The organism is Paenibacillus sp. sgz302115, from assembly GCF_056120445.1.
In genome coordinates this window covers 533,730-558,844 of sequence record NZ_JBVYOK010000002.1, presented here as the reverse complement: position 1 = coordinate 558,844, position 25,115 = coordinate 533,730, and the positions used below count along the sequence as shown (strand labels likewise).

Annotated in this window: 25 protein-coding genes; 4 read left to right on the top strand and 21 right to left on the bottom strand. The window is 49.1% G+C overall.

The features are described from left to right. Positions 1-47: 47 nt before the first annotated feature. Together ccpA and AC0LWN_RS08135 are read right to left on the bottom strand one after the other, a co-directional pair. A complete protein-coding gene (gene ccpA, locus AC0LWN_RS08140) occupies positions 48-1,058 on the bottom strand; it encodes a catabolite control protein A (RefSeq protein ID WP_028530825.1) in 1,011 nt (336 codons plus the stop codon). Between the two features lie 221 nt (positions 1,059-1,279). Continuing rightward, a complete protein-coding gene (locus AC0LWN_RS08135) occupies positions 1,280-1,732 on the bottom strand; it encodes a hypothetical protein (protein WP_474664096.1) in 453 nt (150 codons plus the stop codon). A gap of 207 nt (positions 1,733-1,939) precedes the next feature. Here AC0LWN_RS08135 and AC0LWN_RS08130 point away from each other — a divergent pair, with 207 nt between their 5' ends. Beyond that, positions 1,940-2,467: a type 1 glutamine amidotransferase domain-containing protein gene (locus tag AC0LWN_RS08130; protein WP_474664094.1), complete on the top strand. Its 528-nt coding sequence runs from the start codon at positions 1,940-1,942 to the stop codon at positions 2,465-2,467. A 73-nt stretch (positions 2,468-2,540) separates the two neighbouring features. Here AC0LWN_RS08130 and AC0LWN_RS08125 read toward each other — a convergent pair whose 3' ends face one another. From AC0LWN_RS08125 to aroA, 15 genes are all read right to left on the bottom strand, one after another. Beyond that, positions 2,541-3,950 (bottom strand): DUF4179 domain-containing protein, encoded by a 1,410-nt coding sequence (locus AC0LWN_RS08125; protein WP_474664092.1) that lies wholly within the window; start codon positions 3,948-3,950, stop codon positions 2,541-2,543. Next, complete coding sequence (locus tag AC0LWN_RS08120) at positions 3,937-4,476, bottom strand: sigma-70 family RNA polymerase sigma factor (protein WP_474664090.1); 540 nt, start codon at positions 4,474-4,476, stop codon at positions 3,937-3,939. The genes AC0LWN_RS08125 and AC0LWN_RS08120 overlap by 14 nt, the downstream gene beginning before the upstream one ends. A gap of 167 nt (positions 4,477-4,643) precedes the next feature. Beyond that, positions 4,644-4,862, bottom strand: a complete 219-nt coding sequence (locus AC0LWN_RS08115) for a helix-turn-helix domain-containing protein (RefSeq protein WP_458965858.1) — start codon at positions 4,860-4,862, stop codon at positions 4,644-4,646. 10 nt (positions 4,863-4,872) lie between these two features. After that, positions 4,873-5,358, bottom strand: coding sequence for a DUF2975 domain-containing protein (locus AC0LWN_RS08110; RefSeq protein ID WP_474664088.1), 486 nt, complete (start codon positions 5,356-5,358; stop codon positions 4,873-4,875). Positions 5,359-5,528: 170 nt separating this feature from the next. Beyond that, the gene (gene ptsP, locus AC0LWN_RS08105; RefSeq protein WP_474664086.1) at positions 5,529-7,292 is read right to left on the bottom strand and encodes a phosphoenolpyruvate--protein phosphotransferase; all 1,764 of its coding nucleotides are present in this window, start codon (positions 7,290-7,292) and stop codon (positions 5,529-5,531) included. Then, positions 7,289-9,175, bottom strand: coding sequence for a glucose PTS transporter subunit IIA (locus AC0LWN_RS08100; protein ID WP_458965861.1), 1,887 nt, complete (start codon positions 9,173-9,175; stop codon positions 7,289-7,291). The genes ptsP and AC0LWN_RS08100 overlap by 4 nt, the downstream gene beginning before the upstream one ends. Positions 9,176-9,557: 382 nt before the next feature. Beyond that, positions 9,558-10,226: a hypothetical protein gene (locus tag AC0LWN_RS08095; protein WP_474664084.1), complete on the bottom strand. Its 669-nt coding sequence runs from the start codon at positions 10,224-10,226 to the stop codon at positions 9,558-9,560. Positions 10,227-10,351: 125 nt separating this feature from the next. Further along, positions 10,352-10,786: a CoA-binding protein gene (locus tag AC0LWN_RS08090; protein WP_474664082.1), complete on the bottom strand. Its 435-nt coding sequence runs from the start codon at positions 10,784-10,786 to the stop codon at positions 10,352-10,354. 122 nt (positions 10,787-10,908) lie between these two features. Further along, entirely contained in the window at positions 10,909-11,781 is an 873-nt protein-coding gene (locus AC0LWN_RS08085; RefSeq protein ID WP_474664080.1) for a DUF4097 family beta strand repeat-containing protein, read from the bottom strand. 3 nt (positions 11,782-11,784) lie between these two features. Further along, positions 11,785-12,489 carry an ABC transporter permease gene (locus tag AC0LWN_RS08080; protein WP_474664078.1) on the bottom strand — a complete coding sequence of 235 codons (705 nt, stop codon included), beginning with the start codon at positions 12,487-12,489 and terminating at the stop codon, positions 11,785-11,787. 1 nt (position 12,490) lies between these two features. Further along, complete coding sequence (locus AC0LWN_RS08075; protein ID WP_474664076.1) at positions 12,491-13,405, bottom strand: ABC transporter ATP-binding protein; 915 nt, start codon at positions 13,403-13,405, stop codon at positions 12,491-12,493. A gap of 418 nt (positions 13,406-13,823) precedes the next feature. Beyond that, positions 13,824-14,567: a response regulator transcription factor gene (locus AC0LWN_RS08070; RefSeq protein WP_474664074.1), complete on the bottom strand. Its 744-nt coding sequence runs from the start codon at positions 14,565-14,567 to the stop codon at positions 13,824-13,826. After that, entirely contained in the window at positions 14,564-15,634 is a 1,071-nt protein-coding gene (locus AC0LWN_RS08065) for a sensor histidine kinase (protein ID WP_474664163.1), read from the bottom strand. Before AC0LWN_RS08065 ends, AC0LWN_RS08070 begins: the two co-directional genes overlap by 4 nt. Positions 15,635-15,921: 287 nt before the next feature. Next, positions 15,922-16,467 (bottom strand): GNAT family N-acetyltransferase, encoded by a 546-nt coding sequence (locus AC0LWN_RS08060; RefSeq protein WP_474664072.1) that lies wholly within the window; start codon positions 16,465-16,467, stop codon positions 15,922-15,924. A 122-nt stretch (positions 16,468-16,589) separates the two neighbouring features. Continuing rightward, a complete protein-coding gene (gene aroA, locus AC0LWN_RS08055; protein ID WP_474664070.1) occupies positions 16,590-17,882 on the bottom strand; it encodes a 3-phosphoshikimate 1-carboxyvinyltransferase in 1,293 nt (430 codons plus the stop codon). A 116-nt stretch (positions 17,883-17,998) separates the two neighbouring features. On the opposite strand from aroA, the gene AC0LWN_RS08050 reads away from it, so the two are divergent. Then, positions 17,999-18,313 carry a rhodanese-like domain-containing protein gene (locus AC0LWN_RS08050; protein WP_474664068.1) on the top strand — a complete coding sequence of 105 codons (315 nt, stop codon included), beginning with the start codon at positions 17,999-18,001 and terminating at the stop codon, positions 18,311-18,313. 25 nt (positions 18,314-18,338) lie between these two features. Here AC0LWN_RS08050 and AC0LWN_RS08045 read toward each other — a convergent pair whose 3' ends face one another. From AC0LWN_RS08045 to AC0LWN_RS08035, 3 genes are all read right to left on the bottom strand, one after another. After that, a complete protein-coding gene (locus AC0LWN_RS08045) occupies positions 18,339-18,851 on the bottom strand; it encodes a shikimate kinase (RefSeq protein ID WP_474664066.1) in 513 nt (170 codons plus the stop codon). Positions 18,852-19,001: 150 nt separating this feature from the next. Then, positions 19,002-20,414: an NADP-dependent phosphogluconate dehydrogenase gene (gene gndA, locus AC0LWN_RS08040; protein ID WP_474664064.1), complete on the bottom strand. Its 1,413-nt coding sequence runs from the start codon at positions 20,412-20,414 to the stop codon at positions 19,002-19,004. Positions 20,415-20,680: 266 nt separating this feature from the next. Further along, positions 20,681-21,277 (bottom strand): hypothetical protein, encoded by a 597-nt coding sequence (locus AC0LWN_RS08035; protein WP_474664062.1) that lies wholly within the window; start codon positions 21,275-21,277, stop codon positions 20,681-20,683. A gap of 259 nt (positions 21,278-21,536) precedes the next feature. On the opposite strand from AC0LWN_RS08035, the gene AC0LWN_RS08030 reads away from it, so the two are divergent. Beyond that, a complete protein-coding gene (locus AC0LWN_RS08030) occupies positions 21,537-22,160 on the top strand; it encodes a DUF1054 domain-containing protein (protein WP_474664060.1) in 624 nt (207 codons plus the stop codon). Positions 22,161-22,246: 86 nt separating this feature from the next. Here the strand turns inward: AC0LWN_RS08030 and AC0LWN_RS08025 are convergent, their stop codons facing one another. Beyond that, positions 22,247-23,542, bottom strand: coding sequence for an MFS transporter (locus tag AC0LWN_RS08025; protein ID WP_474664058.1), 1,296 nt, complete (start codon positions 23,540-23,542; stop codon positions 22,247-22,249). Between the two features lie 91 nt (positions 23,543-23,633). On the opposite strand from AC0LWN_RS08025, the gene AC0LWN_RS08020 reads away from it, so the two are divergent. Further along, positions 23,634-25,109 (top strand): aminotransferase class I/II-fold pyridoxal phosphate-dependent enzyme, encoded by a 1,476-nt coding sequence (locus tag AC0LWN_RS08020; RefSeq protein WP_458965877.1) that lies wholly within the window; start codon positions 23,634-23,636, stop codon positions 25,107-25,109. Positions 25,110-25,115 lie beyond the last annotated feature (6 nt).

Sequence of the window (25,115 nt, the reverse complement as noted above, 5' to 3'; positions counted from 1 at the left end):
AAGCAGGAGCTTTCTACGTAACTTATGTTCAATGCTGAAGCCAAAGCTTACTTGTTCACATGGTTTACGGACAGGCGCAGAATCGTCTCATGCGGCAAAATAACGCGCGGATTCTCAACCGTTTCCTTCTTCATCAGCTTGGTCAAAAGTCTCATCGCTACCGCGCCGAGATCATACATAGGCTGCGCTACGGTTGTCAGTGTAGGACGAACCATTGAAGCCATGCGGATGTTATCGACACTGATAATCGAGAAGTCATCCGGCACCTTAAGACCTTCGTCCTGAATGCTGTGAATGGCGCCAATCGCCATTTCATCCGTTGCGGCAAATACAGCCGTTGGTTTCTTCTTGAGGCCCAGGAAGTATTTCATAGCTTCGACACCGGATTCGTAACGATAGTTCCCGATGCGTACCAGATCCTCCTGATACTCGATGCCTGCCGCTTCCAGCGCTTTCTTATAGCCCTGGAAACGGGCATAGCCGTTGGCTGGGTCTTGCAGCGTGCCGCTGATCATTGCAATCTCGCGGTGTCCGTGACGGATAAGCGTATTCACTGCATCAAATGCAGCCGTCTCGTGGTCAATATCAACCGACGGGTACGTACCGTTCTCGTCACGTGTGGCGCACAGCACAATTGGAACTGCAGACGTCTGGAAGGCCTGGATATGTTCATCCGTTACCGTTCCGCCCATGAAGAGCAGCCCGTCCACTTGTTTCTCGAGCAGCGTGTTAATTACACGAATTTCCTTCTCTTTGCGCTTATCCGCGTTACACAAAATAATGTTGTAATGATACATATTGGCGATATCTTCGATCCCGCGCGCAATTTCTGCAAAAATCGAGTTCGAAATATCAGGAATGACAACCCCGACGGTTGTCGTCTTCTTGCTGGCGAGACCTCTCGCCACGGCATTTGGACGATAGCCCAAACGCTCAATCGCTTCAAAAACCTTCTTCCGGGTCTGCGGCTTCACGTTTGGGTTATTATTCACAACCCGTGATACCGTAGCCATAGATACGCCTGCTTCTCGAGCTACATCGTAAATGGTTACCGTCAAATTACTCTCTCCATTGCGATAAATTTTATCGTTCGACTAATTAAAATTATGATACGACACTTTGTACAATTGTGCAATGATAACGCTTCATTTTCCTTTCAAAATTTCTTTCAAAGGAGTAGAAAGCTATCTTTGTCTCTATCGTATCAAAAAGCGCGTGAAAAATCCAACATTCTTGAAAGATTTTCATTGATTTTGCAGAAAAAACTTTCATTTTCGGTTTATTTGGCACATTCAGAGGACTGAAACGTCAATTGTGCAAGCCTGAGACCTGTATCCTCCATCCAGCTGCGGTCGGCAATATCCGCCGAAAAACGATAAACATCCAGCAATAAATCAATCCGCGCCTGTACCGCACTACGGATGGCCTCCTCCATTTCAGACAAACTCCCGGTAAAAAAGCCGGAGGCAAAAATATCCTTGAGCACACTCGCCCACTCATTTCTCTCCGCAAAGGAAAGATGCTGCTTGGGCCGAATTTCTCCGAGCTCACTGATCAGACTGCCCAGATCGCGTTTGATGAAAGGCAGCGGTTCATAGCGGGCGCACTGCGCGCAGGTGTAGACAGGAACATGGGTGATTTTGATCTTGGCGCTGTAGATCAGCGTATGCATATGTATGGTCATGATGCCGCCGCAGCTGCATGCCTTCTTCATTAAATTATTTTTATACATCTTCCACACCTCAGGCTTCATATTTAAAAAAACACCAGAATCCGCCGTTTCAATTGCTATATTCGACTTGCCTCCTCTGAATCCCTGCCTATTTGCATATAATGATTTATTTGGCAATTTATCTAAGGTTTGCATCCCAGTGAGATGACTTCATATTTCAAATTTGATAGAATATACGGAGTCGATCATTCAGGAAGGAGCTGCTAGATGATGAGATTATCCGGTAAAAAGGTCATTGCACTTGTAGACGACGAATTTGAAGATTTGGAGCTATGGTACCCTGTGTACCGCGTGAGGGAAGAAGGGGCCGAAGTCCATTTGGCCGGATTGGAAAAAGACAAAACCTATGTCGGCAAATACGGCGTACCCGCCAAAGCCGAATATTCCTGGGATGAGCTTAGCGCCGCCGATTATGACGGCATCCTTGTTCCCGGAGGCTGGGCTCCCGACAAAATCCGCCGCTACAGCGCTGTACTTAAGCTGATACAGGATTTCAATGCAGCCAAGAAGCCGATCGGGCAAATCTGCCATGCCGGCTGGGTGCTCATTTCAGCGAAAATTTTGAATGGTGTGACGGTTACGTCCACTCCGGGTATCCGCGATGATATGGAAAATGCGGGAGCCATCTGGAAAGATGAAGCCGTCGTAACCGACGGCCACATTATCTCCGCCCGCCGCCCGCCGGACCTGCCGCCTTACGGCAAGGCATTCTGCGACGCGCTCGCAGGCGAATAAACGGCCGCAGTATAACGAAGCCCTGCTCCTTCAGCAATGCTGAAGGGCAGGGCTTTTGATTGTACGCATGCGGCTACTCCCGGATAGTGAGAGAAGCCTTTTCTTTTATCGAATTAGGGTAGCTGATTATTCTAAAGGTTAGGGGCTGCGGCAAATCTTCTGTGCCCAAATTATAGTAATGCTGGTACGGCGGAATTTTCTGATCCGCATAATCCGGATTAATTAATGGGAACGACAGGTCCGGCACACCCATTGTATGAATCTTGCCCGTTCCATCCTTGAACGTATCATCAAGGATGACATTTACCGAGTCTTCACTGCCCTTTTCAGCGGATCTGTAATATTCCAGAACCATACTGTGAGCTTTTGCAGCTGCGGAAATTCCCAGCCGTGCATCCGGCCCCTTGATAATTTGCTTTTTGTCAGTGTCAACAATTAGCTCCTGTGCACTTTTATCTATTGCAATAATCCCGTTAATCTGGAGCTTTAGCGAATCACTCACAGTATTGTCGTTGGGAAACACCAAGGTTTCTCCACCGTCCTGAGTCAAGGTCAGCTTTGAATATAGACCCGACAGATCATTACCGCTGCCAAGTAAAATATAGGGCTTAATCAGCCCAAAGATTTGCTTCGAATTGCTCGGGCTATAGCCGGTCTCCAGATAAATGCCTGTCGTTGAAATATACACATTCTTAAATTCCACGCTCTGGCCTGCTACGGAGAGAGTTTTATTAATTTGGAGGGTTTCTCCTGTATTGGCCAAGTCCTGCGGATTCAGTATCAGCGGTACGGATATTTCAGCCGCATAGCTCACTCTTTGAACGTTAGGGCTTTCTTGCCATACCTTATCTTGAATCGCGGCTTTTACAGCCAGCTCCTTGGGGAGCTCCGAATAGTTCCGGCCCCATGCCCAAATCACATAACCACGTGTGACACCGGACCTGGCTTTCTGATCATTCCAATAACCATTGTTCCTTGCCGCATATTCAGTGTTGTTGCCAGTCAGTGATATCATATACGATTGCGCTTGCCGGTTGTTGTTCTGCAATGAATATAAAACAATGATCCCCTTCTGATCGGCAGCAATGCCGTCTACAGTCAATGTATATCCGTTTATCTCTGCCGAAGTGCCATTAAACCGCTGCACCAGACCCGCATCAAGAGCCGAGGATACCGTAAGATTGCTGCCCACAACAGTGCGGAACACCTCGAATTCACCCCAATTATGGCTTTGAACTAGCGAACTCTGTGTGTTTTGCGGCTTAACCCGCTCACCAATCCATGGAAACGCAAACAGCAGGACGATGCCCAGCAAAGCCAATACGCCTAGTGAGTACCGTCTGCCTGCCGGCATCCTGGCGTGCCGTAAATTGAACACACCACCGCGGATGGCCGCATTCAGCTTCACCTCCGACACCTCCTCCGCCTCCAGGGACAGCCCGTGAAAATAATCCTTCAGCAGCCTTTCTTCATTTTGGTCCATCCTGCAGTCCTCCCTTCAATTTCATTTTGTCCCTAAGCTGCTTCAGCCCTTTATTCAGCCAGGTTTTGATCGTCCCCTCCGGCCGGCCCAGCACCTCTGCGATTTCAGCTACAGTCATATCCCGGTAATACTTCAGTACAAGCACCTGCCGGTATTTCAGCTTCACCCCATCCAGCGCCTGCTCCATATCCAGCTTTCGGTCGCTGGTCATCTCCATGATTCCGCTGCCTGCACCATCAGCTTCTGCTGCAACGATCCTTTTTCTGCGTTTCAGTTCATCCTTGCAGCAATTGATCAGAATTCGCGTCAGCCAGGGTGCGAACCGCTCCGGGTCCTTAAGACTTTTGCGCTTGATCCAGGCCCGGTATGTAGCTTCCTGCAATACTTCGAGCGCATCCGCTTCCCTCCGCAGGTAGCTGTATGCTATCCCGTAGAGTACTTTTTTCTGCTGCGATACAAGCGCGATAAAAATCTGCTCTTCTTCACCCGCAGCCTGCACCCGCTCACCTTCCCAAAGATTCTCCATGCTTCGTTTTTGCCCCCTTCCTGCTTTTTTTTGAACTTCTATATGTACTGACTGGATTTACGGCTAAACGGTTTTACTTTTTTTCTATTTGGCTATGTTAAATTCTAATGTTGATATTTGACCATAAGAAAACCGCCTTAATGAAAAGGCGGTTCATTTGTCTATTTTTATTGTGTGTCTTCATCTCTTTTGTACTCCAAAATATCACCTGGCTGACAATCCAAAGTCTTACATATCGCTTCTAATGTTGAAAAACGAACCGCTTTTGCTTTTCCATTTTTCAGAATAGAAAGATTCGCCATAGTAATTCCAACCCTCTCCGAAAGCTCCGTTACGCTCATTTTTCGTTTTGCCAACATCACATCAATGTTAACAATAATTGTCATATATTCCACCTCAGACCGTCAAATCGTTTTCTGATTTTATGTTAATCGCTTCTTGTAGAAGCCGTTGGAGGATAGCAGCAAAAACGGCGATAACCAACGAAGCAAAAATGATGAGGAGTCCCATTAACCCAATAGGAGGATCAACTTTCTTCGATATAAAATGAAAGAGTGGCAAACCTAATACATACAAACCACTGATTGCAATCGCACAGCACTTTATGTTCTTTAACGCCTTTACAGATAATTCTGAGAACGCTGTGTTCTCGTCAATGTACCGTAAAAGCTTGAAAGCCTGATAGAGAGCAAAGTAAAAAGGCACAGCCGCTCCATACATCACGATGAAAACAAGATATTTCATTGCAGCAATATTTGGATACAATTTTACTGCGAAATTCGCCATATGAGGCACTAAAAATATACACAAAGCAAGCACTGCAATTCCAGCCAGAAAAATAATTACCTTTAAGAAAGTAGTTGAACCTCGTTTAACATTCATTTAAAACACCTCACTTTTTTAACGACAACATGATTTTAGCATATCATTTATCGTTTTACAATAAATTTATATTGCATTTCGATAGTTCGTGACTGTAAAAAGTATATAAAAAAGCCCGGCGAAATTGCCGGGCTCTCTGCGGATCAACTGATATATGCTCTCCCGCAGCTTCAAGAGGTTTTTTCCTTGGACTCTCCGGTTCCTAGCGAAATTCCGCTGCGCTTAACAAAAGCACTGAGCTGCTCCTCCGTCTCTAAGCTTGTCCGGTTACGGAAGCATACCTTGGCCGTCTCTCTGGCTGTGGAAGCCAGTGTGTTCAGCGCACGGTGCTTCACCTTCAGCAGCGCCTGCGGCGACATGCTGAGATCGCTGATGCCCAGCTCCAGCCACAGCGGCAGGGAACGCTCATCCCCGGCCATTTCCCCGCATACGCTGATATCAATGCCTACCCTCCGTGCCGCCTCCACCGTCATGCGGATCATCCGCAGCACCGCCGGATGGTACGGATGGTACATATGGGCGATCTGTTCGTTCATCCGGTCAACCGCCAGCACATACTGCACCAGGTCGTTAGTGCCAATGCTGAAAAAGTCCACTTCCTCTGCCAGCAGATCGGCGATCATAACAGCAGCCGGAACCTCAATCATAATGCCGACAGGTATATTGCGGTTATATGGAATTCCCCGCTGATCCAGTTCTTCCTTGACCTCGTTCAGCACGGCCTTGGCTGCCTGCACTTCCTCAACGGAGGAAATCATGGGGAACATCAATTTCATATTTCCGTAATGGCTGGCCCGTAAAATAGCGGTAATCTGGGTTTTGAACATATCCTTGCGGTCCAGGCTGATGCGGATCGCCCGGTAGCCGAGGAACGGATTCTGCTCTTCAGGCAGCTGGAAATAATCCAGATGCTTATCCCCCCCGATATCGAGCGTGCGGATTACAACCGTCTCATTCCCTACTTTTTCCGCCACAAGCTTGTAGACTTCGAACTGCTCTTCTTCTGTCGGGAAGGAGCTGCGGTCCATATATAAAAATTCCGTACGGAACAGCCCGACACCTTGCGCCCCGTACTTCAGCGCCATGTCCAGCTCCTTCACAGAGCTGATATTGCCGGCCAGCCGCAGCGGCACGCCATCCTTCGTGACGGCTTCCACTGTGGCCAGCAGCTCCAGCTGTTCTTTTTTGCGCTGCTGCTTTGCACGTCTGGAGGTATAATCCTTCAGCGTCAGCTCATCCGGGGTCATCAGCACCAATCCGGCATCGCCATCTATGACCAGCAGGTCTCCTGTCTGAATCGGGGTCAGGATCTTGTTCTCCAGACCTGCTACCAGCGGAATGCCCAGCGCACGGGCCATAATTGATGAATGCGAGGTTTTGCCGCCCATCATGGTAACAATGCCAAGCACGTAGGTTGGATTCAAATGGGCTAACTGGGATGGAGACAGCTCCTTGGCTACAAGAATATATGGCTGCGTATCGGACGGCAAAGTAACCTCCGGCGCACCCAGCAGATGCTTCAGCAGACGGTTGCCGACATCCTTAATATCTACCGCCCGCTCCTTCATATATTCATCGTCCAGCAGATCAAACATCGCGACAAAATGATCAATGGCCTCTTTGACCGCCACCTCAGCCGCTTTGTACTGACGCTCGATAATGCCGCGGATTTCGCTCATGAATACCGGATCATCCAGAATCGCCAGGTGGGCGTCGAAAATACTGGATTCCTCCGGACCGACGACCTCCCTGAATTCTTTTTTGATGAACTCGATCTCATCTTTAGAGGTGCGGATGCCTTCGTACAAACGTTCAAACTCCTTGGCCAGATCTACCGGATTCACCTGCGTATCCGGGAGGCTCCATTCCCAGTTCGGCAAGACAAAGGCCTTCCCGATGGCTACACCTGTTGCGGCGCCTATGCCTTGTATCATGCTTCAATCCCTCCAACATTGCTTTCATGTAACACCACGGACATCACGGAAGACTGTCCTTTTTTCACATTTTTAAATGGACCATAGCTCCATGATTTAACGCGGTCCGGGTTCGTAATCACCATTGGCGTTGCAAGTGAGGCTGCATGATCACGCAAAAAGTTCAAGTCGAACCGTACCAAAAGCTGCCCCGGCTCCACACTGTCCCCTTCCTTCACAAGCGCCTCAAACGGCCCTTTAAGCTGCGAAGTGTCGATCCCTATATGCATAAGCACCTCCAGCCCCTCGGGTGTGGAAATGCCCACTGCGTGCATTGTAGGGTACACGTGCATGACCTTACCGAATACCGGCGAGACAAGCTCTCCCTTTTCCGGGAAAAAAGCCACCCCGTCGCCCACCAGCTTCGCCGCAAAAATATGGTCCGGCACCTCTTCAATCGGCAGCATCCGGCCCTGCATCGGTGAGCTGAACAGCACCTGAGGCAGATCGCGGAGCAGCAGCTTGTTGATCTCCTCCCGGATCAGCTCCGAATACGTGCCGAATACCACCTGCACATTCCCGCCGCCGAGCTTAATAATGCCTGCCGAACCGAGCCCCTTGAGCGCCCCTGTATCTATGTCTCGGTCATTATGAACCGTTAATCTCAACCGGGTAATGCAAGCTTGCACCTGCACGATATTTTCCTTGCCGCCCAGCGCTTCAAGGATCAGCGGAGCTTGATAAGGAATGTTGCCCGCCCAATCGCCCAGCTCCGAGCCCTCCTCGCGTCCGGGGGTCGGAATCTGGAAGCGGCGGATCGCCCAGCGGAATATATTGTAGTAGACAATGCCATAGCCGATGCCAATCGGAATCAGCAGCCAGGCCCGCTGGGACAGGTGCATATTGAGGAAAAAGTCAATCGCCCCCGCCGAATAGGAGAAGCCGTGATGGATGCCCAGCGCATAGGTCAGCACCATCGCCAGACCGGACATGACCACATGCAGCGCGAACAAATAAGGCGAAGCGAACAGAAAAGCGAACTCAATCTGCTCTGAGACACCAGTCAGGAAACAGACCAATGCGGCGCGCAAAAACGTCTTCTTGATCTTAGGCTTCAAATCCTCGCGCGCTTCCTGAATAATAGCAAACGCAATTGCTGGCAGAGCGAACATCATGATCGGGAAAAGTCCGGCCATAAAGATGCCCGCTGTAGGATCTCCGGCAAAAAAACGCGGCAAATCCCCCTGCACAACCGCGCTGCCGTCAGGTGTCGTAAAGGTTCCCAATTGGAACCAGAACACATTATTAAGAATATGATGCAGGCCGAACGCCGTAAGCACCCTGTACAGGACCCCGTATATAAAAACCCCGTAGCCTCCGGTCGCCTGTATATCGCGGAACAGGATGTCGAGGCCATGCTGAAGCACGGGCGACAGCCCGAGCATTACCCAGGCGAACAGGGCGGAGAACAGCCCCATAAACAGCAAAACAAAACGCGACCCTCCAAAAAACTGGATCGCCTCCGGAAGCTTGATATTTTTGAACCGGTTATGCGCCACACCGGCGACGATCCCCAGTATAATTCCGATTAGTGTTGCAGGCTGTACCGCCCCGTCCCCCATATTGGAAACAATCCGGTCATAAGTGAACATCCCTGCGAGCGCTGCCATCCCCGCCGGTCCGGCCTGATTGGACAGCCCCCACGCCACACCGACAGCAAATAAATAAGGCATGAAATAAAAAATTCCCTGCCCCGCGTAAGTAGCCACTTCGGATACCGAAGAAAGTCCCCATGCAGACCACGGTAAGCTGCCGAGACTCAGCAAAATAGCCGCCGCCGGAAGCACCATGGTAGGAAGCATAATGGCTCTGCCCAACTGCTGCAAAGATCCGAGCCAATTCAAGGTGACCCTCTCCTTTCATTCTATATTGAATGGTAAGCGCTACAGTGCTTTTTGTCAAAAGGATTACGGTAATTATTTGGGCATTACGGCTCAGGTTGATTAGAACTCGGGGGCACTGCTCTTTCGTATGATGCAGCTCTATGTACGTCACTTACCCCCAAGTCCCTGTTTATCTTGCTAAACTGCGCCTAAGTGTACTTCGTACAACTAAAACAGGCCTTAAAAACAATAATATTAGTTTAACTGCACTTCATACATCTATAAATACCGGATTAAGCGATATTGTGGAATGTGGCAATTTTTAACTGCACCAAATACAGTTATAACATAAATATTTCTATTTATGGATATTTTAATTGCACGAAATACAGTTACAACATACTCACCAGATTTGATCGGGCTGCATTGCTTTCACTTTATAGAATCGTATCCGCTGCGCTGATGTAACTGGCTCCAGAAACCCCTTATCACTAAGAGATTGCAGCAGCCTCCGTGCGGTCCGAAAGTTGATTTCGAAATGGTCGCACACATCCTTGGGACGGAGTGGCTTACCTTGACGCCAGGCAAGACGGAGCACTTCCTTTTCCTCTGATAATATGTCCTTTACGACTGTCTTTCTGGCTAAATATGGCGCGAGTGCAAGCTGCAGCAGCATCCGGCATACCTCAGGGCGCTGTTGAATATCATCAAAGGAAAAGTGGAGCATCCTCCACCCCATTCCAGTAAGAAAGGTATCGCGGTTCAGGGCATAGCTGAATTTCTCCCGGTCCATGTCCTTAATATGGCTCTGGAAGCCATCGCATTCGATCCCGAAACGGCCGCCGCTTGCAGGCAGGAACGCAAAATCCAAGAATTGCGACTTCCGGTTCCAATCCAACACTTCGTATTCCGGGTGCACATGCTCCAGCGACTCAAACAGCGGCCACCACACATTTTGCAAAAATAGCTTTTCGGCATAATTATGCCCCCTCAGCAGCCTTCCTCTTCGCTCACCAGTCCTTTCATTCATATGCTGATCCATGAAAATGCTGTGCGCTTCCTCAAACTCCATATTCATTCCCTCCCCGGCAAAATAAAAAAGAACGCCCTGCCCGAGTACAATTCGGGTATAGGACGTTCTTCGTCTGTGTTAAGTATAACAAGGGCTCGGGGCAAAATCCATATTTGTCTAACCCCTTACCCCCGGCTGCGGCCCTTCATCGTGATCGCTTCCTCGACCTTGATGCAGCGGTCCATGATAGCGATCATGCCGTGCTCGGCGGCGATATCGGCAGCCTCCTGGCTGACGATGCCCTGCTGGAGCCAAAGGACGCGTGCGCCGATATCGGCGGCTTCCTGGGCAACCGCTGCGCAGTATTCACTGCGGCGGAACACATTAACAATGTCCACCGGCTCAGGAATTTCCGCGAGCGTGTGGTAGCATTTTTCACCCAGAATCTCACCGTCCACCGAAGGATTGACCGGAATAATGCGGTAGCCCCGGCTCTGCATGGCACCTGCTACCATATAAGAGGTGCGGTCTGTTTTGTCGGAAAGTCCGACCACTGCTATATTGCCTGCAGCAGCTAGGATGTCACCTATCTGCTCCCGGCTCGGGTTTTCAAAGCTCATGTGTATTTCCCCTTTCCGTGTAATGCCATAAAATCATTTACTACTACATCATACAGCGGAGCGCAAGAAGTTCCAAATCCATGAGCTTATCTCTCCCCCAACGGGTCACGATTCACGATTCTCTACTTAACGCCGATGCTTCCTGATTGACTTTTGACATATAAAGAATTCTCACCGGCACCAATGGTTCCATTTACATTCTCGTCCGTATTCTCCGTGGCCCTGAGATTCGCCAAGTGAACTGTAGTATCACCTTTGGTATTTTCCACTGCGACCTTCAAGCTGGAAGGGTCTGTCTGGTAATTAACCTGAATATCCCCGGATTTGGTTTCAATCCTCATTTCACCTTTTTCTTCTACCCCATTAAGCACGATTTCGCCGCTTTTCGAATAGAGATTCATGACTGGACTGGTTACATTTTTAAAATAAAGATCATTGCCCCTGGCAGCTACGTCTATCCGATCGAATGAGCTATCCTTTACATTCAGGTCCCCTTCTATCAGATTTAAGTCCCCCGAATCCGCTTCAACCTGATTTAATTTTATACTGCCTGCTTTATTTTCCACGATTAAGTTATGGGTTGCCAGCTCCCGAATATTGATATCGCCTTCATTGTTGACCATTCTGACTTGTTCTACTGTATCTTTGGGAATGAAGACCGTAATGGTTCCCTCTCTATGAAAAGAAAAAGCTGAGAAGGCCCCGCCAATTTGCTTATCCTGCTGAATAACTAAGTTACTGGATTGGCGTGTCACTGCAACAGGGGCTTTCTTCTTATCCGTCTGATTCCCCTCAATATTTACATGGACCTGATTGTCTGTTGATTCCTTCACTACAAGATCCCATGAATCATTATTGATTTCAATGCTCTTAATTTCTTGCGCCGGGATATCTTCCGTCAGCTCAAAATCCTGCGATCCTTCCTGCAGGACAAAAACAAGGATTCCCACCAGAATAACCGCCATTGATATCCAGATCCACTTATTTGTTCTCATGGCTTATGCAACGTCCTTTGTGTCAATTTTTCGATACGATAGATAAGCTACAGCCAAACCGAGCAAGCAGAAAACGATAGGAACGCCGATAAATTGAAACATGGATACCGAACTGCTTCCATCCGAAACCATAGAATTCAGCAGAATCCCTAAGATTACTGAGCTGGTAATTGTTGTGGCAGTAGATTTTTTACGCATACCGAAAGACAAAGGAATAAGGCTTAAGCCTGCTGTCATTACTGAAGCAATAAGGATTGATGGAATGGTAGCCAGCACATCTTCCTTAGATGCTGCCGTCTCGAAAAAATGCGCTGCCGGATTTAATAAGACGGTAAACACTTCAATGAAGAAGGTGGAAATCACTACACTGAAGAAACAGAAAGCAAGCACAATCATTAGCTTTGCTTGCATTACTTTTTTGCGCTGCAGGGGGTACGTAAATAACAATTGAATGGTTTTATTCTTATATTCATCAATCACCAGCCTGGAAATAATGATAGCTGAAAAAACAACAAACGTAATGCGGACAAAAATGTTAGCCAGCGACATGAAGGCTGTAAAATCTGTAAACATCGGCTCATCCTGCGCATTTGACATTAAAGCCATCCCGGCAACCAATCCAAATATAACCACCATACAAATTACAGCCCTTATGCCATATCCCGCCAGATTATTTCTCTTCCATTCGATCTTCATTAATCTGAACATGTTATTTGCCTCCATTAATAAGATTCAGGAAATATTCTTCCAGATTGCTTTGCTGAGTTTCGATACGGTTTACAACGATATCATTCAGCACCAGCTCTTTATTAATGACCGCTTGAGACACATCCTGCTGATAGACCCGAATGGTCTCCGGATCAACCGCCCTATAGTCATGAATGTTCAATTTTCTCTCCAGCACAAGTGAAGCCATCTTACTGTCAGCCACTTTTATTTCCAGGTATTCAACATTTTCTCGTCTGATTTCACTCATCTTGACTTCCTTTATTAATTGTCCGTGATTAATGATTCCGATCGTATCCGCAATGGATTCAATCTCTGACACAATATGACTGGAGACCAGAATGGTCATCCCGTAGTCATTCTTCAGCTCCAGCAAAAGCATACGGATATCCTTGATCCCCACAGGGTCCAAACCGTTAATCGGCTCATCCAAAATCAAAATTTCCGGCTTGGTAAGAATGGCTCTGGCAATTCCCAGCCGCTGTTTCATCCCAAGAGAAAACTCATGCACTTTTTTGTCTCCTGCTCCTTTTAAGCCAACCGTTTCCAGCACTTCATGAATGCGATCCTCACCATGATACTGGGTGTACTCGCAATGATATTTCAAGTTTTCAGCAGCCGTTATCCGGTCATAAAACACGGGATATTCGATGATACTGCCGATATGCTGCAGGTATTGGAAAGACGTCTGTGTTACAGGCTGATTCAGCACAACAATCTCGCCTGATGTCGGCTTCACCAAATTTAGAATCATTTTCATAATTGTTGTTTTCCCCGCACCATTGGGTCCCAGGAACCCGTAGATTTCACCTTTTTCAATATGCATGGTTACATCTGAAACGATTTCGTTTCCCTTATACGCTTTTGACAAGTGATTGATTTGGATCATTGTTTCCATGACTCTCGCTCCTTATGAGGTGTGGTCTATCTGTCTGCTACGGTTCCAGCATAAGGCTTTTGTCCTCAAATCAAGATAGCAATATCACCAACTGTCCTTTAACCTTCATAAACGGTACTCTTTTTACCAACAAAAAAAGTGCCAGCAGCCATTTAAGAAATAGCTTCCAGCACTTCTATATAAGTTGAACTTTAGATTTTCATATTAGGTCTGGTCGTAACTGCGGGGAATGTTTGGACTTCCGGCCGCTGTTGTCTGCAGATTTCTTGATTATATACCGCTCTCGCGGTGGAAATCCGCAGACAAAGGCGGACGCGTTCGCTCCTCCAGTTCCAAACTTCCCCTCCGCACTCCTACCTTTTTTATGATTTTTTTAAGTTCAACTTAAATATTTAAGAATTCAGATTTAAGCAAAATATCATTGTTGTCTTAAAGCCTCCATCTTTTCAATCGTTTCCTTTTGCAGTCTCCTTGAGACCGGGCAGCTTTCATTATGATCAAACAAGACTAATTTGTTCTTCTTATCGACGGATCTGATATTGGCCAAGTTCACTACAAACGCCCGGTGGCAACGGAACAGTCGTTCATCATAATCTGCAATTTCATTTAATTCAGCATAAAAATCAAGAACCTTGGACTTCGTGATTAATCTTATTTTATGGGCAATTTCCATCGTTTCGAAATAAAGAATATCTGAAAAAGGAATCTGAAAGCTGGTGTATTTATTCTCAAAAGAAAAGTTATCAGGACTTACCGGAATACTCCGGCGTGAATCGGCAATCAATAGACACTCTTCAACCTTTTGAATAAATTCTTCTTCCGGTAACTCTTTTTCAATAAAATCGAGTGCAGCCACACGATATTCAAATGTTATTGGCGCAAGCTCAGAATGGGTGGTCACAAAAACAATGGTGCCGTAGGGATCTTTTGTTCTAATTTCCTTAGCGACAGCCAGCCCTTTATGCTCCTCATGTTTGATCTCCAAATCGAGAAAATACAATTGATGGTCGGCCACATTTTCAATTTGCGCTAATAAATGATCCGGTTTTGCGGTTGAAAATAGATTCCGGTAACGAATCTGATGCTTTAGCGCCAATGTTTTGATGATTCGTTCCAACCGCTGCTGCTGGATCAGGTTATCCTCTAATATAAAAATATTCATTTCCGTTCTCCAGTCTTTCTTAAAATGAGCGTTTGTGAGAATAAGCCAGATTTGACCTCTGTCTCCAGGGAGGCGAAGTTATCTTCTTTTATCATCTGCTGCACGTTATATAGACCCAAGCCGCGCCCCTTGCCTTTGGACGAATATCCGCGTTCCCCCAGCCGCCGTAAGCTGACTTCCTCTCCGCTGCTATTTTTAATTTTGATTCGTTGAACGGCAGGGTCCTCCAATAACACAATCCAAATCCTTGCTTCCTTCGTCTTAGCTGCTGCTTCAATCGCATTATCCAATAAAATGGAGAGAATCCGGGTAAAAGAAATCAATTCCATCTGAATCATATGAATGGGCTCTTCTATTTCTAAGGCAACATCAATTTTCATTTGCTGGGCCATTATAATTTTGGCAGCCAGGATGCTTTTGACCTCAGATACATGCAGGTTTCGCAGCTTGACGAAGCTGTACTCATTCTTGCGCATTAATTGCCCGGTGGGCTTAACGGTCTGTTCATACACCTGCTTGACTTGCTCCCAATCCTCCCGGTAAATCCCATCCTCCAGGGTCAACAGGATATTGGCATAGTCATGGCGAAAACCTCTGAATTCATCGTATATTTTTTCGAGCTGAGCTGCATAATCCTGAAGCTGTACCAATTGCTCATTTTTAGATTTTTCAATTTCTCTTTTTTGAATATGATTGTACTGAAACTGCATATACAGCAAAGCAATCACAAATAGCAGCCACATTCCTACAAGCAAGGTTCTATGGAAGGAACTGAAATCACCAGTTTTATTGCCAATGGTCAGAATCGGATACACCGAGATAATGATGATAATTAAAAGAACGATCACCGGAAAAAGAATGACTTTGCTGGATTCCTGCAGGATTTCTTTGTTGAGCTGCGGAACGTAGTGGCGCACCAGTCTTAGGCCGATTTCATTGATAATGGGCGGCGCCATAGCAGTAAAAAGATACGGAAGATAATCAATATTTGCTGATGATTGTTTAAAGATAAATTCAACCAAACGTGTAATCGGATCTGCTGCGAGATAACCGATAAATGAGTTCATAACCAAGGCATAAGCTCCGTAAAAAACACCTAAAGCGGTAAACGTTCTCTGATTTTTAAAGTAGGAAATGCCCACGAAACAGAAAAATAGCGTAATCGCGCCCCATACTCCAATAAAATATGTAGAGACAAATCCAATCATTAAAAATACCGCGAGCCAAGCTGTTATTTCTTTAATTGTAAAGTGATAACGTGAAATGGATTGAAATATAAAAAAGAAGCTTAATATTTGAATGATCATAATTAAATTAATCAATTGTTGCACCACCGGTCTTCACGTGGAAAGAATTAATCACTCACCTTGCACAGCCAAACCATGTGGACGGAATCCGGTCCCCAATAATCCTTAACCACCGCATAAGGCTCGCCAAATTTCCGCAGCCATCTTGTCTGCGCACGCCGGTAGCCGCTGTCCAGGCAAAACTGGTCAATGCCCTGCTCCCTTAAGTAAGCCATCAATGCCTTGATCAAGGCCGAGCCTACACCGTTCCCCTGATAGCTTGGCAAAACGTATAAGCTCCCAAGCTCACCCACATCATCAAGCTGATTTGCGGTGCATTCGCGAATTTCCTTGCCACAGGGCGCAAATGAAATCGTGCCGACAACTGCCCCATCTATTTTGGCAACCAGGAAATGTGTGTCCGAATTCTCCGGGTGCAGAAAGGCATCAACCATTTGTTTTTTATGCTCAACCTCATGCTGAGTGTCCTCCTGCAAATGCCCCAGCCCTTCCTTTTCGAAGGCATCTGCGATGGAAGCTTTAAAAAGCTGATTTACAGCTTGTCTGTCGTCTTGAGTGAGCGTATGTATGGTTAACTGATTAATTTTTGTCATTGTTCTAACCTCCCTTAAATAAATTAACACTTCTATGTTACAAAAAATACCCAAAAGAAAAAAGGGCACAAGTTACATGCCCTTTCATTGCTTCCAATATTAGCTCTGCAAAATGCCTAACTCTATTCTACCCACTCTACATTCGCGCCAAGCACGCGCAGGTGGTCGAAGTACTGCGGGTACGACTTGGCGACATGGTGAGCATCCTTGATCCGCAGCGGCTGGCGGGCGCGAAGGCCTACTACCGTCAGCGCCATAATCACCCGGTGATCGTAGTGTGCGTTGATGGTCACGCCGCCTTCGACCCCTTCAGGCATCCCGTGGACGATGATCTCATCGCGCCGCTCCTCTACCTTCGCTCCGGCACGCGTCAGCTCAGCCAAATAATCGGTAATGCGGTCGCATTCCTTGTATCTCAGGTTCTCGACATTGTAGAAACGCGAGGTTCCTTCGGCAAATACTGCGGCAGCCACCATTGCCAGCACGGCATCGGTTGCCGCGTCGCCGTCAAACTCCACTGCCTTCAGGATGCCATTGCCCTGTATATGCACCGTGCCCTCTTCATGCGTAAGCGGCACTTCCATCATCCGCAGCACATCAACAATCGCTCTTTCCCCTTGCTTGCTCTGCTCTGCAAGCCGGTGGATCTTCACATCCGACTTCGTAACAGCCGCAGCCGCAAGCACCGCAGCCGAGCCCGGGTAGTCGCCCTGCACGGTGTAGGACTTGGCCGCATACGACTGTCCGCCCGGCACCTTGAACGACATATAATCGTCCGCCGCGTGGACAACGATGCCCGCCTGCTCCAGCACCTCCAGCGTCTGGCCGACAACGACCTTCGATTTCAGGTCATCCAGCACGATGATTTCACTGTCCTCCGCAAGCAGCGGGGTCAGGAACAGCAAGGCGCTGAGATATTGCGAGCTAACCGCACCCGACACGGTGATCCGTCCGCCTACCGGTTTGCCGCCGCGAATTGTGATCGGCAACCGGCCGTTGTTGTGCTCGACCTCTACCCCAAGCTGGCCAAGCGCCGTAATCAGATCGTCATGAGGCCGCTTGCCGAGCGAGTCCGGGTACGTATTCACAAAGGTTACCTCAGGGCTGAGTGCAGCCACCGCCATCAGGAAACGCAAGACCGCTCCGGCATTGCCCACATTCAGCTCCTTCACATCCCGGGGATGGCGGCCAAAGCCCTTGATCACAATCTTCTCCTCATCCTCCGTAAGCTCCGCTCCAAGATCGGCGATACATCTGCGGATCGCATCACTGTCTTCGCTATGCGCAGGATGGTAGATCGTGCTTACGCCTTCGGACAAGGCGGCGACCAGCAGGTAGCGTGTTGTGTAATTTTTGGAGGACAGGGCTCCGAATTCCCCTTGCAGTGTTGGTGTAGGCCTAACAATAACGTCCATGATATAAGCTCTCCTTATGATATGGGATATATATTAGTGCATTGCTCAGTTTGACAGGCTAATCCGCAATTATGTTATCATGGAAGCATTCTTCTACATGAAAAGAGGTCACAACCATGAATGAGATTCCCCAAATCACAGCACAGCAATTGCGGCAGCGTCTGGAGTCAGGTGAAGACCTTGTACTGATTGACGTCCGTGAAGACGAGGAAGTCGCATTCGGAATGATTCCCGGTGCGCAGCATATTCCAATGGGTGAGATTCCGCAGCATGCCGAGGACGAGCAGCTTCCGAAGGATACGGAGATCATCTTCATTTGCCGTTCAGGCGCCCGCAGCCAGCGTGTCTGTGAATATTTGCAGCAGTTCGGCTACAAGGCATCCAACCTCAGCGGCGGGATGATTGACTGGAATGAAACGGCAGACGTTTAAGTCTACCACACATATGCTTAAAAGCTCAAACGCGGTAGTGCATTAAAATCCGCTCTGACACTTCTGCCACACTCAGCTCTGTTGTATCGACCGTGCAATGCGCGAAACGGTAAGCATTCCGGCGCTGCTCCAAAATGGCGCGAACCCGTTCCTGTGCATTGCCGGCGAGCAGCGGCCGGTTCTGATCTCCGCTGACACGGGCGACAATGGCTTCCTCAGTGGCGGTGAGCGCCACTACAAGCCCTTTTTCCAGCATAACCTCGGCATTCCCCGGTGCCAGCACCGCTCCGCCGCCTGTGGAAATAATCCGCCCCTCGCCTTCCAGCATTTCCTTCAGCACTGCCGATTCGATCTTCCGGAAGTGTTCTTCTCCGCCTTCGGCGAATATCTCCGCAATGCTCCGGCCTTCCTTCTGTATAATCACATGATCCAGGTCAATCAGCTCATAGCCCAGTTCTTCCGCCAGCAAAGCGCCGACCGTAGACTTCCCTGTAGCCATCATCCCGACCAGAATGATGTTGTTATTGGCGTAATTCATAACGACCCTCCAACCGCGACATTTGTCATATCATAACACAGACAAGTAGAATCGGCTACGCCGTCCTGCATAGGACAGGAAAAAAGCCCGAAAGCCCCTCCAGAAGCGGAAGAGTCTTTCGGGCTATGGTGTGCAGCTTGCCGCCTGAGCTTATTCAGACAACCAGTTGTGGTGGAAGATGCCTTCCTTGTCCACACGTTTGAAGGTATGGGCACCGAAGTAGTCGCGCTGTGCCTGAAGCAGATTCGCAGGCAGGCGTTCCGTACGGTAGCTGTCATAGTAAGCCAATGCGCTGGAGAAGCCCGGAACCGGAATCCCTTGCGCCACCGCTGCGGAAATGACTTTACGCCATGCGGATTGATAAGTATCCATGATGTTCTTGAAGAACGGATCGAGCAGCAGATTCTTCAGCTCGGGATTGTTCTCGTAAGCATCGGTGATGTTTTGCAGGAAACGGGAACGGATAATGCAGCCGCCGCGCCAGATCTTGGCCAGATTGCCGTATTTCAGATCCCAATTGTATTCGTCGGAAGCTACGCGAAGCTGTGCGAAGCCTTGGGCATACGATACAATTTTGCTGGCGAACAAGGCTTTGCGCACATTTTCGATGAACTCAGCTTTGTCTCCCTGGAATGGCTCGGTTGCCGGACCGCTCAGCACTTTGCTGGCTGCCACACGTTCTTCCTTCATGGCGGACAGGAAGCGGGAGAAGACGGATTCGGTAATCATCGACAGCGGCACACCAAGATCAAGCGAGCTTTGGCTTGTCCATTTGCCAGTACCCTTTTGGCCGGCGGCATCGAGGATGACGTCTACCATTGGTTTTCCAGTTTCTTCATCGTACTGGGCGAAAATATCTGTAGTGATCTCGATCAGATAGCTGTCGAGCTCTCCGCTGTTCCACTCCTTAAAGATGCTGTGCAGCTCTTTGGCGTCCAGGCCAAGCACATCCTTAAGCAAATGGTAAGCTTCGCCGATCAGCTGCATGTCGCCGTATTCAATGCCGTTATGCACCATTTTCACATAATGCCCCGCACCGTCCGGTCCGATATATGTACAGCAAGGCTCTCCGTCCACTTTGGCCGAAATTGCCGTAAGAATTGGTTCTACAAGCTTATACGCGCTTTCTTGACCGCCAGGCATGATGGAAGGCCCTTTCAGTGCGCCCTCTTCGCCGCCGGATACACCGGTTCCGATGAAACGGAAGCCTTTTGCCTCCAGATCCTTGCTGCGGCGGACCGTGTCAGGGAAATACGCGTTGCCCCCGTCGATAATGATGTCGCCCTGATCCAGATGCGGCAGCAGCTGCTCGATTGTAGCGTCGGTTGCTGAGCCTGCCTGAACCATGATCAGAATTCTGCGCGGCACTTCCAGTGATGCTACAAATTCCTCAATGGAAAAAGTGCCCACCAGGTTCTTGCCTGCCACTTCGCTGATGAGATCATTTGTCTTCTCTGGAGAACGGTTGTACACCGATACTGTGAAGCCTCTGCTCTCGATGTTAAGAGCCAAATTTTTACCCATTACTGCCAAGCCAATAACGCCGATTTGTTGTTTTGCCATCTGGTCCTCCACCTTTTGCATCTTATATTTTTGTGAAATCCATTTCTCGCAGTATTAGAATACCATCCTTTGTCAGAGACAGCAAAGTTCCGCCTGGGAAAAAGAGATCAAATTCATTGACAAATCCCTGCGGAAAGCATGGAATTGCTCACAACGATTATTTTAACGTTTTTGCCGCCAGAAGTGAACCCCCGTGCGCAAGTTGAGGCGCAAAGTTAAGGACACCCCGCTCTGCGGGATGCCCTGGAATTCATAAACCTCTGCCTTCACCATTCAAGCATATTCAGTTCCTTGGTGAGTGCAAGGAGATTGGCTTTACACTGCTCGATCAGCTCCGTGTCTTTAGCCTTTATGGCTTCATTCAACCGGTCAAGCTGCTCATCCACCTCTATTTTGCGGTCACGAATCCGCTCTTCCCCTTCAATGGAGTAGAACAGCTTTGTCAGCTCTTGATCGGTCAGCAGGGGGCCCTTCTGATACAGTACACGCTGCTGATAACCGGATATCTCCACCAGACGGATCACTTCGCCGAATAAAATATTCTCAATAATAATCTGGCGGTCACGGAACCGCTTCACGACGGCGTGCCCCCGCAAATCACCGATCAGCTTCTCCATCCATTCGGACAGGCGGGCATCACGGATCATATAATCTCCCACCAGCTTGTAGCCCTCTTTAATCCGCTGAAAGCGCAGCTTCACAAGCTTGCGGCCGGTGCGCACCGAAATAAGAAAAACCGTCTCGTTCTCGCTCCAATAAAGGGAATAACCTTCCTTAATCAAGTCCTTTATCAGATCCTGAATATGTTGTCTGTCAAAGCGCAGCTCCAGATTGCAATACTCGACTTCGTCGTTTTTGTTCACGGCACTCCCCCCTAACTGCTTTGCTTACGCAAGCAAGCTTCATTAGCTTAACTCAAGAAGCAGAACCGACTGCCGGACCTCCACCTGCCATATTTAATTTTGCGTTCGTCTTACACTTATTTTATACTTCATTTTATGTAGCGGTAACTTGGTTTATTGACTATTTTTACCCGTTTCACGCCACTCCCAAACGCTCTAAGCAGCTTTTACTTCAATTTTATGATTTCCATTATTATTATTTACATGAGGAGATACTGTAATGCCAATTCAAGGATTTGCCGCAGAAGATTTTGATGTATTTCAAATTGAAGGCCTGGAGCCGCGGATGGAGGCCTTGATCGCAAAAGTTCGCCCGAAGCTGCATGAGCTTGGCAGCGAGGTTGCTCCCATTCTTTCCGCGCTCACAGGAGAAGAGATGTTTGCCCATGTAGCCAAGCACGCCCGGCGCACTGTTCACGCACCTAACGATACATGGGTCGCCTGGGGACCGAACAAAAGAGGGTATAAGGCGCTGCCGCACTTTCAGGTCGGCATGTTCCACAGCCATCTGTTTATTGTCTTCGCCATCATTTATGAGAGCGCGAATAAAGTGATTTTCGCCGAGGCGCTGGACAGAAATACGGCCGACATTCAGGCGGGGCTGCCGGGTGATTTCTTCTGGTCCACAGACCATTTGGACCCACGGGGAACGCCGCATGCGGACATGGATGAGCAGGCGTTCGCCGAGCTGTCGCGCAGGCTCAAGGAGGTTAAGAAGGCCGAGGTTACCTGCGGTCTGCGTATTGATAAGGATGATCCGCTGGTGTCTGATGGCGGCAGGCTCCTTGAGGTCATCCGGCAGACCTTTGGCACCCTGCTTCCGCTCTACCGCATGTCCTTCTAACCCCTAACAATAAAAGCCGCTGGCTTCCGGTGCAATCCCGGTTGCCGGCGGCTTCTTTTATCCTCGAATCATTCCTATCCTTAGAATCAGCTTGTCCCCGTCTTCAGCTTGGTTCTGTGGACAATCAGCAAATGCAGCCCGAAGAGCAGCACCATTACAAATGCGCTGAGCAGAAAAGGCGTGCTATGCCCTACCGAATCCCACAGCTTCCCGGAAAGTACCGGTCCGGCTACCATACCCGAGCCCTGCAGGGTCAGGAACAGTCCCCACACCGTGCCCCGTTCTCCCTTCGGCACCTGCTTGGCCAGAAAAGCGTTCCACGCCGGCAGAATGAGCGCATAGCTGATGCCCACCAGTGCTACTGCACAGAAGGCCAAAGGCAGCGAGCGTATCTGCGAGAACAAGGTCAGTGAGACGGCGGCGAGCAGAAAGCCGATATTCAGGAAGACTGTTGTGCCGATACGGTCCACTAACCGGCCGGCCGGAATCAGCGCCAGCACGGTAATGCCTCCCCCGGCAATCAGCAGCAGGCTGAATTGATTGGGCGTCACGTGCAGCTCTGTGCGGGCAAACAAGGTCACTACCGGAGTCATGAGGCCGATGGCAAAGGCCTGCAGGAACAATGCCGGAAACAGCCAGCGGCTGACCTTCAGCGAGGTTCTGACCTGATGCAGCGTCCGCTTGAGGCTCTCAAGCGGCTTCATCCGTCTCCGCACGCCCACTTGGCCCGCTTCCCCGGCCTCCTCGCCCCGCACAATCGCATGCGGCGCATGATTGCCAATCCTTGAAGGCAGCAGCAGTGCAACAGCCACTACGGCTGCGGCACAGCCCATAAGCACCAGGAACACGGCGCGGTAGCTCTGTCCGCCGTGATCCATCAGGAAGTTGACGGTAATCGGGCCTACGCCGGTTCCCGCGAGCGAGGCCATCTCCACCGCCCCCATCGCTGCCCCGCTGCTCCCGCTCTTGGTAGAGCCGGCAAGCTCGGTAATCCCGGTCATTGTGCAGGGCCACAGCGGCGACGTCCCAATGCCAAGAATAAGGCAGGCTATTGATAACCAAACTGCATCCTGTGCATAGATTATTATGCCGACAGCAACCAGAATGAGCAGCAGGGACCCTGTCATCGTCCAGCGGTACCCGATACGTTCCATCACCCAGCCCGATGGACTGCGGAAGAGGTTGTCCCCCAAATACTGCATCGCAAAAGAGAAGCCGACCACCGTCACAGACAGGCCGAGGTTACTCTCCATGTATACCGGCAGCAGTGCTACCAGCAGCGATCCTTTGACGAACTCCACCAGAAAGATGATGACCCACATTTCCAATATGAACGGTGAAGTCAAATTGATATGCATACGCTGCGCTACTTTGCCAGACATTCCATCACATCCTAGTATTATGGTGATTGATTTGTTATACTGATGCTTGCTTGAAAAAATTACTCTTCACGAAAGGTTGTGACAGCATTAAATGGATCAACACGTAACTCCCCTCTTCACCGCTCTCAAAAAGCATGCCGCCGGAAATCCAGTTCAATTTCATATTCCCGGGCATAAGAAGGGGCTAGGAACCGATGCCGAATTCCGTGAGTTTATCGGCAATAACGCTCTATCCATAGATTTGATCAACATCGCACCGCTTGATGACCTTCATCAGCCTACGGGCGTGATACTGGAGGCTCAGAAGCTGGCTGCGGAGGCTTTCGGCGCCGACTATACGTATTTTAGCGTACAGGGCACGAGCAATGCCATCATGACCATGATCCTCTCTGTCTGCTCGGAAGGAGATAAAATCATTGTGCCGCGCAACATTCACAAATCCGTGATGTCGGCCATTATTTTCTCCGGAGCCAAGCCTATTTTCGTCTCACCTGTTCAGGATGAGAATCTTGGGATAGACCACGGTATAACCACCAGCGCACTCGAGAAGGCCTTAAGGCGCCATCCCGATGCCAAGGGTGTACTTGTTATCAATCCTACGTATTTCGGTGTTTGCGCCGATCTGCGTTCGATTGTCGACCTGGCCCACAGCTACGGAGTTCCCGTACTGGTGGACGAGGCACATGGAGTATTGATTCATTTTCATGAGGATCTCCCGGTATCGGCCATGCAGGCCGGTGCAGATATGGCGGCAACCAGCGTACACAAGCTGGGCGGCTCCATGACGCAGAGCTCGGTGCTCAATCTGAACGCCAAGACCGGCCTCGTCAATCCGCAGCGGGTTCAGACGATTCTCAGTATGCTGACTACAACTTCTACATCATACATTCTGCTGGCCTCTCTGGATACCTCCAGACGCAATCTGGCCCTGAACGGCCACGAGATGGCGGCAAGAACGATTGCCCTGTCTAATTATGCCCGCGATGCAATCAACGGCATTGATGGCCTGTACAGCTTCGGCAAAGACATTCTCGGCACTGAAGCCACCTTTAATTTTGACCCGACCAAGCTTAGCATTCATGTGCGCCACCTCGGTATCACCGGCTACGAAACGGAGAACTGGCTGCGCCAGAAATACAACATCGAAGTTGAGCTTAGTGACATGTATAACATTCTTTGCCTGATTACGCCTGGAGATACACAGGAATCTGTAGATAAGCTGATCGCTGCGCTTAGAGTCCTCTCCGCCATTCATTACAGCAAGGGTGAGATCTATGAGCTCAAGGTGCAGGTGCCGGAAATTCCGCAACTCGCACTGATTCCGCGCGATGCGTTCTATGCCGATACTCAGCTCGTTCCCTTCCGTGAGTCTGCAGGCTATATTATCGCAGAATTTATTTATGTCTATCCTCCAGGCATTCCGATTCTGCTGCCTGGCGAGGTTATTACCCAGGATAACATCGACTATATCATTGATCATGTGGAAATCGGCCTGCCGGTCAAAGGCCCCGAGGACCGCAGCGTTACGAACATCAAGGTCATTGTGGAAGCCGAGCCGATCTCTTGATCGGCA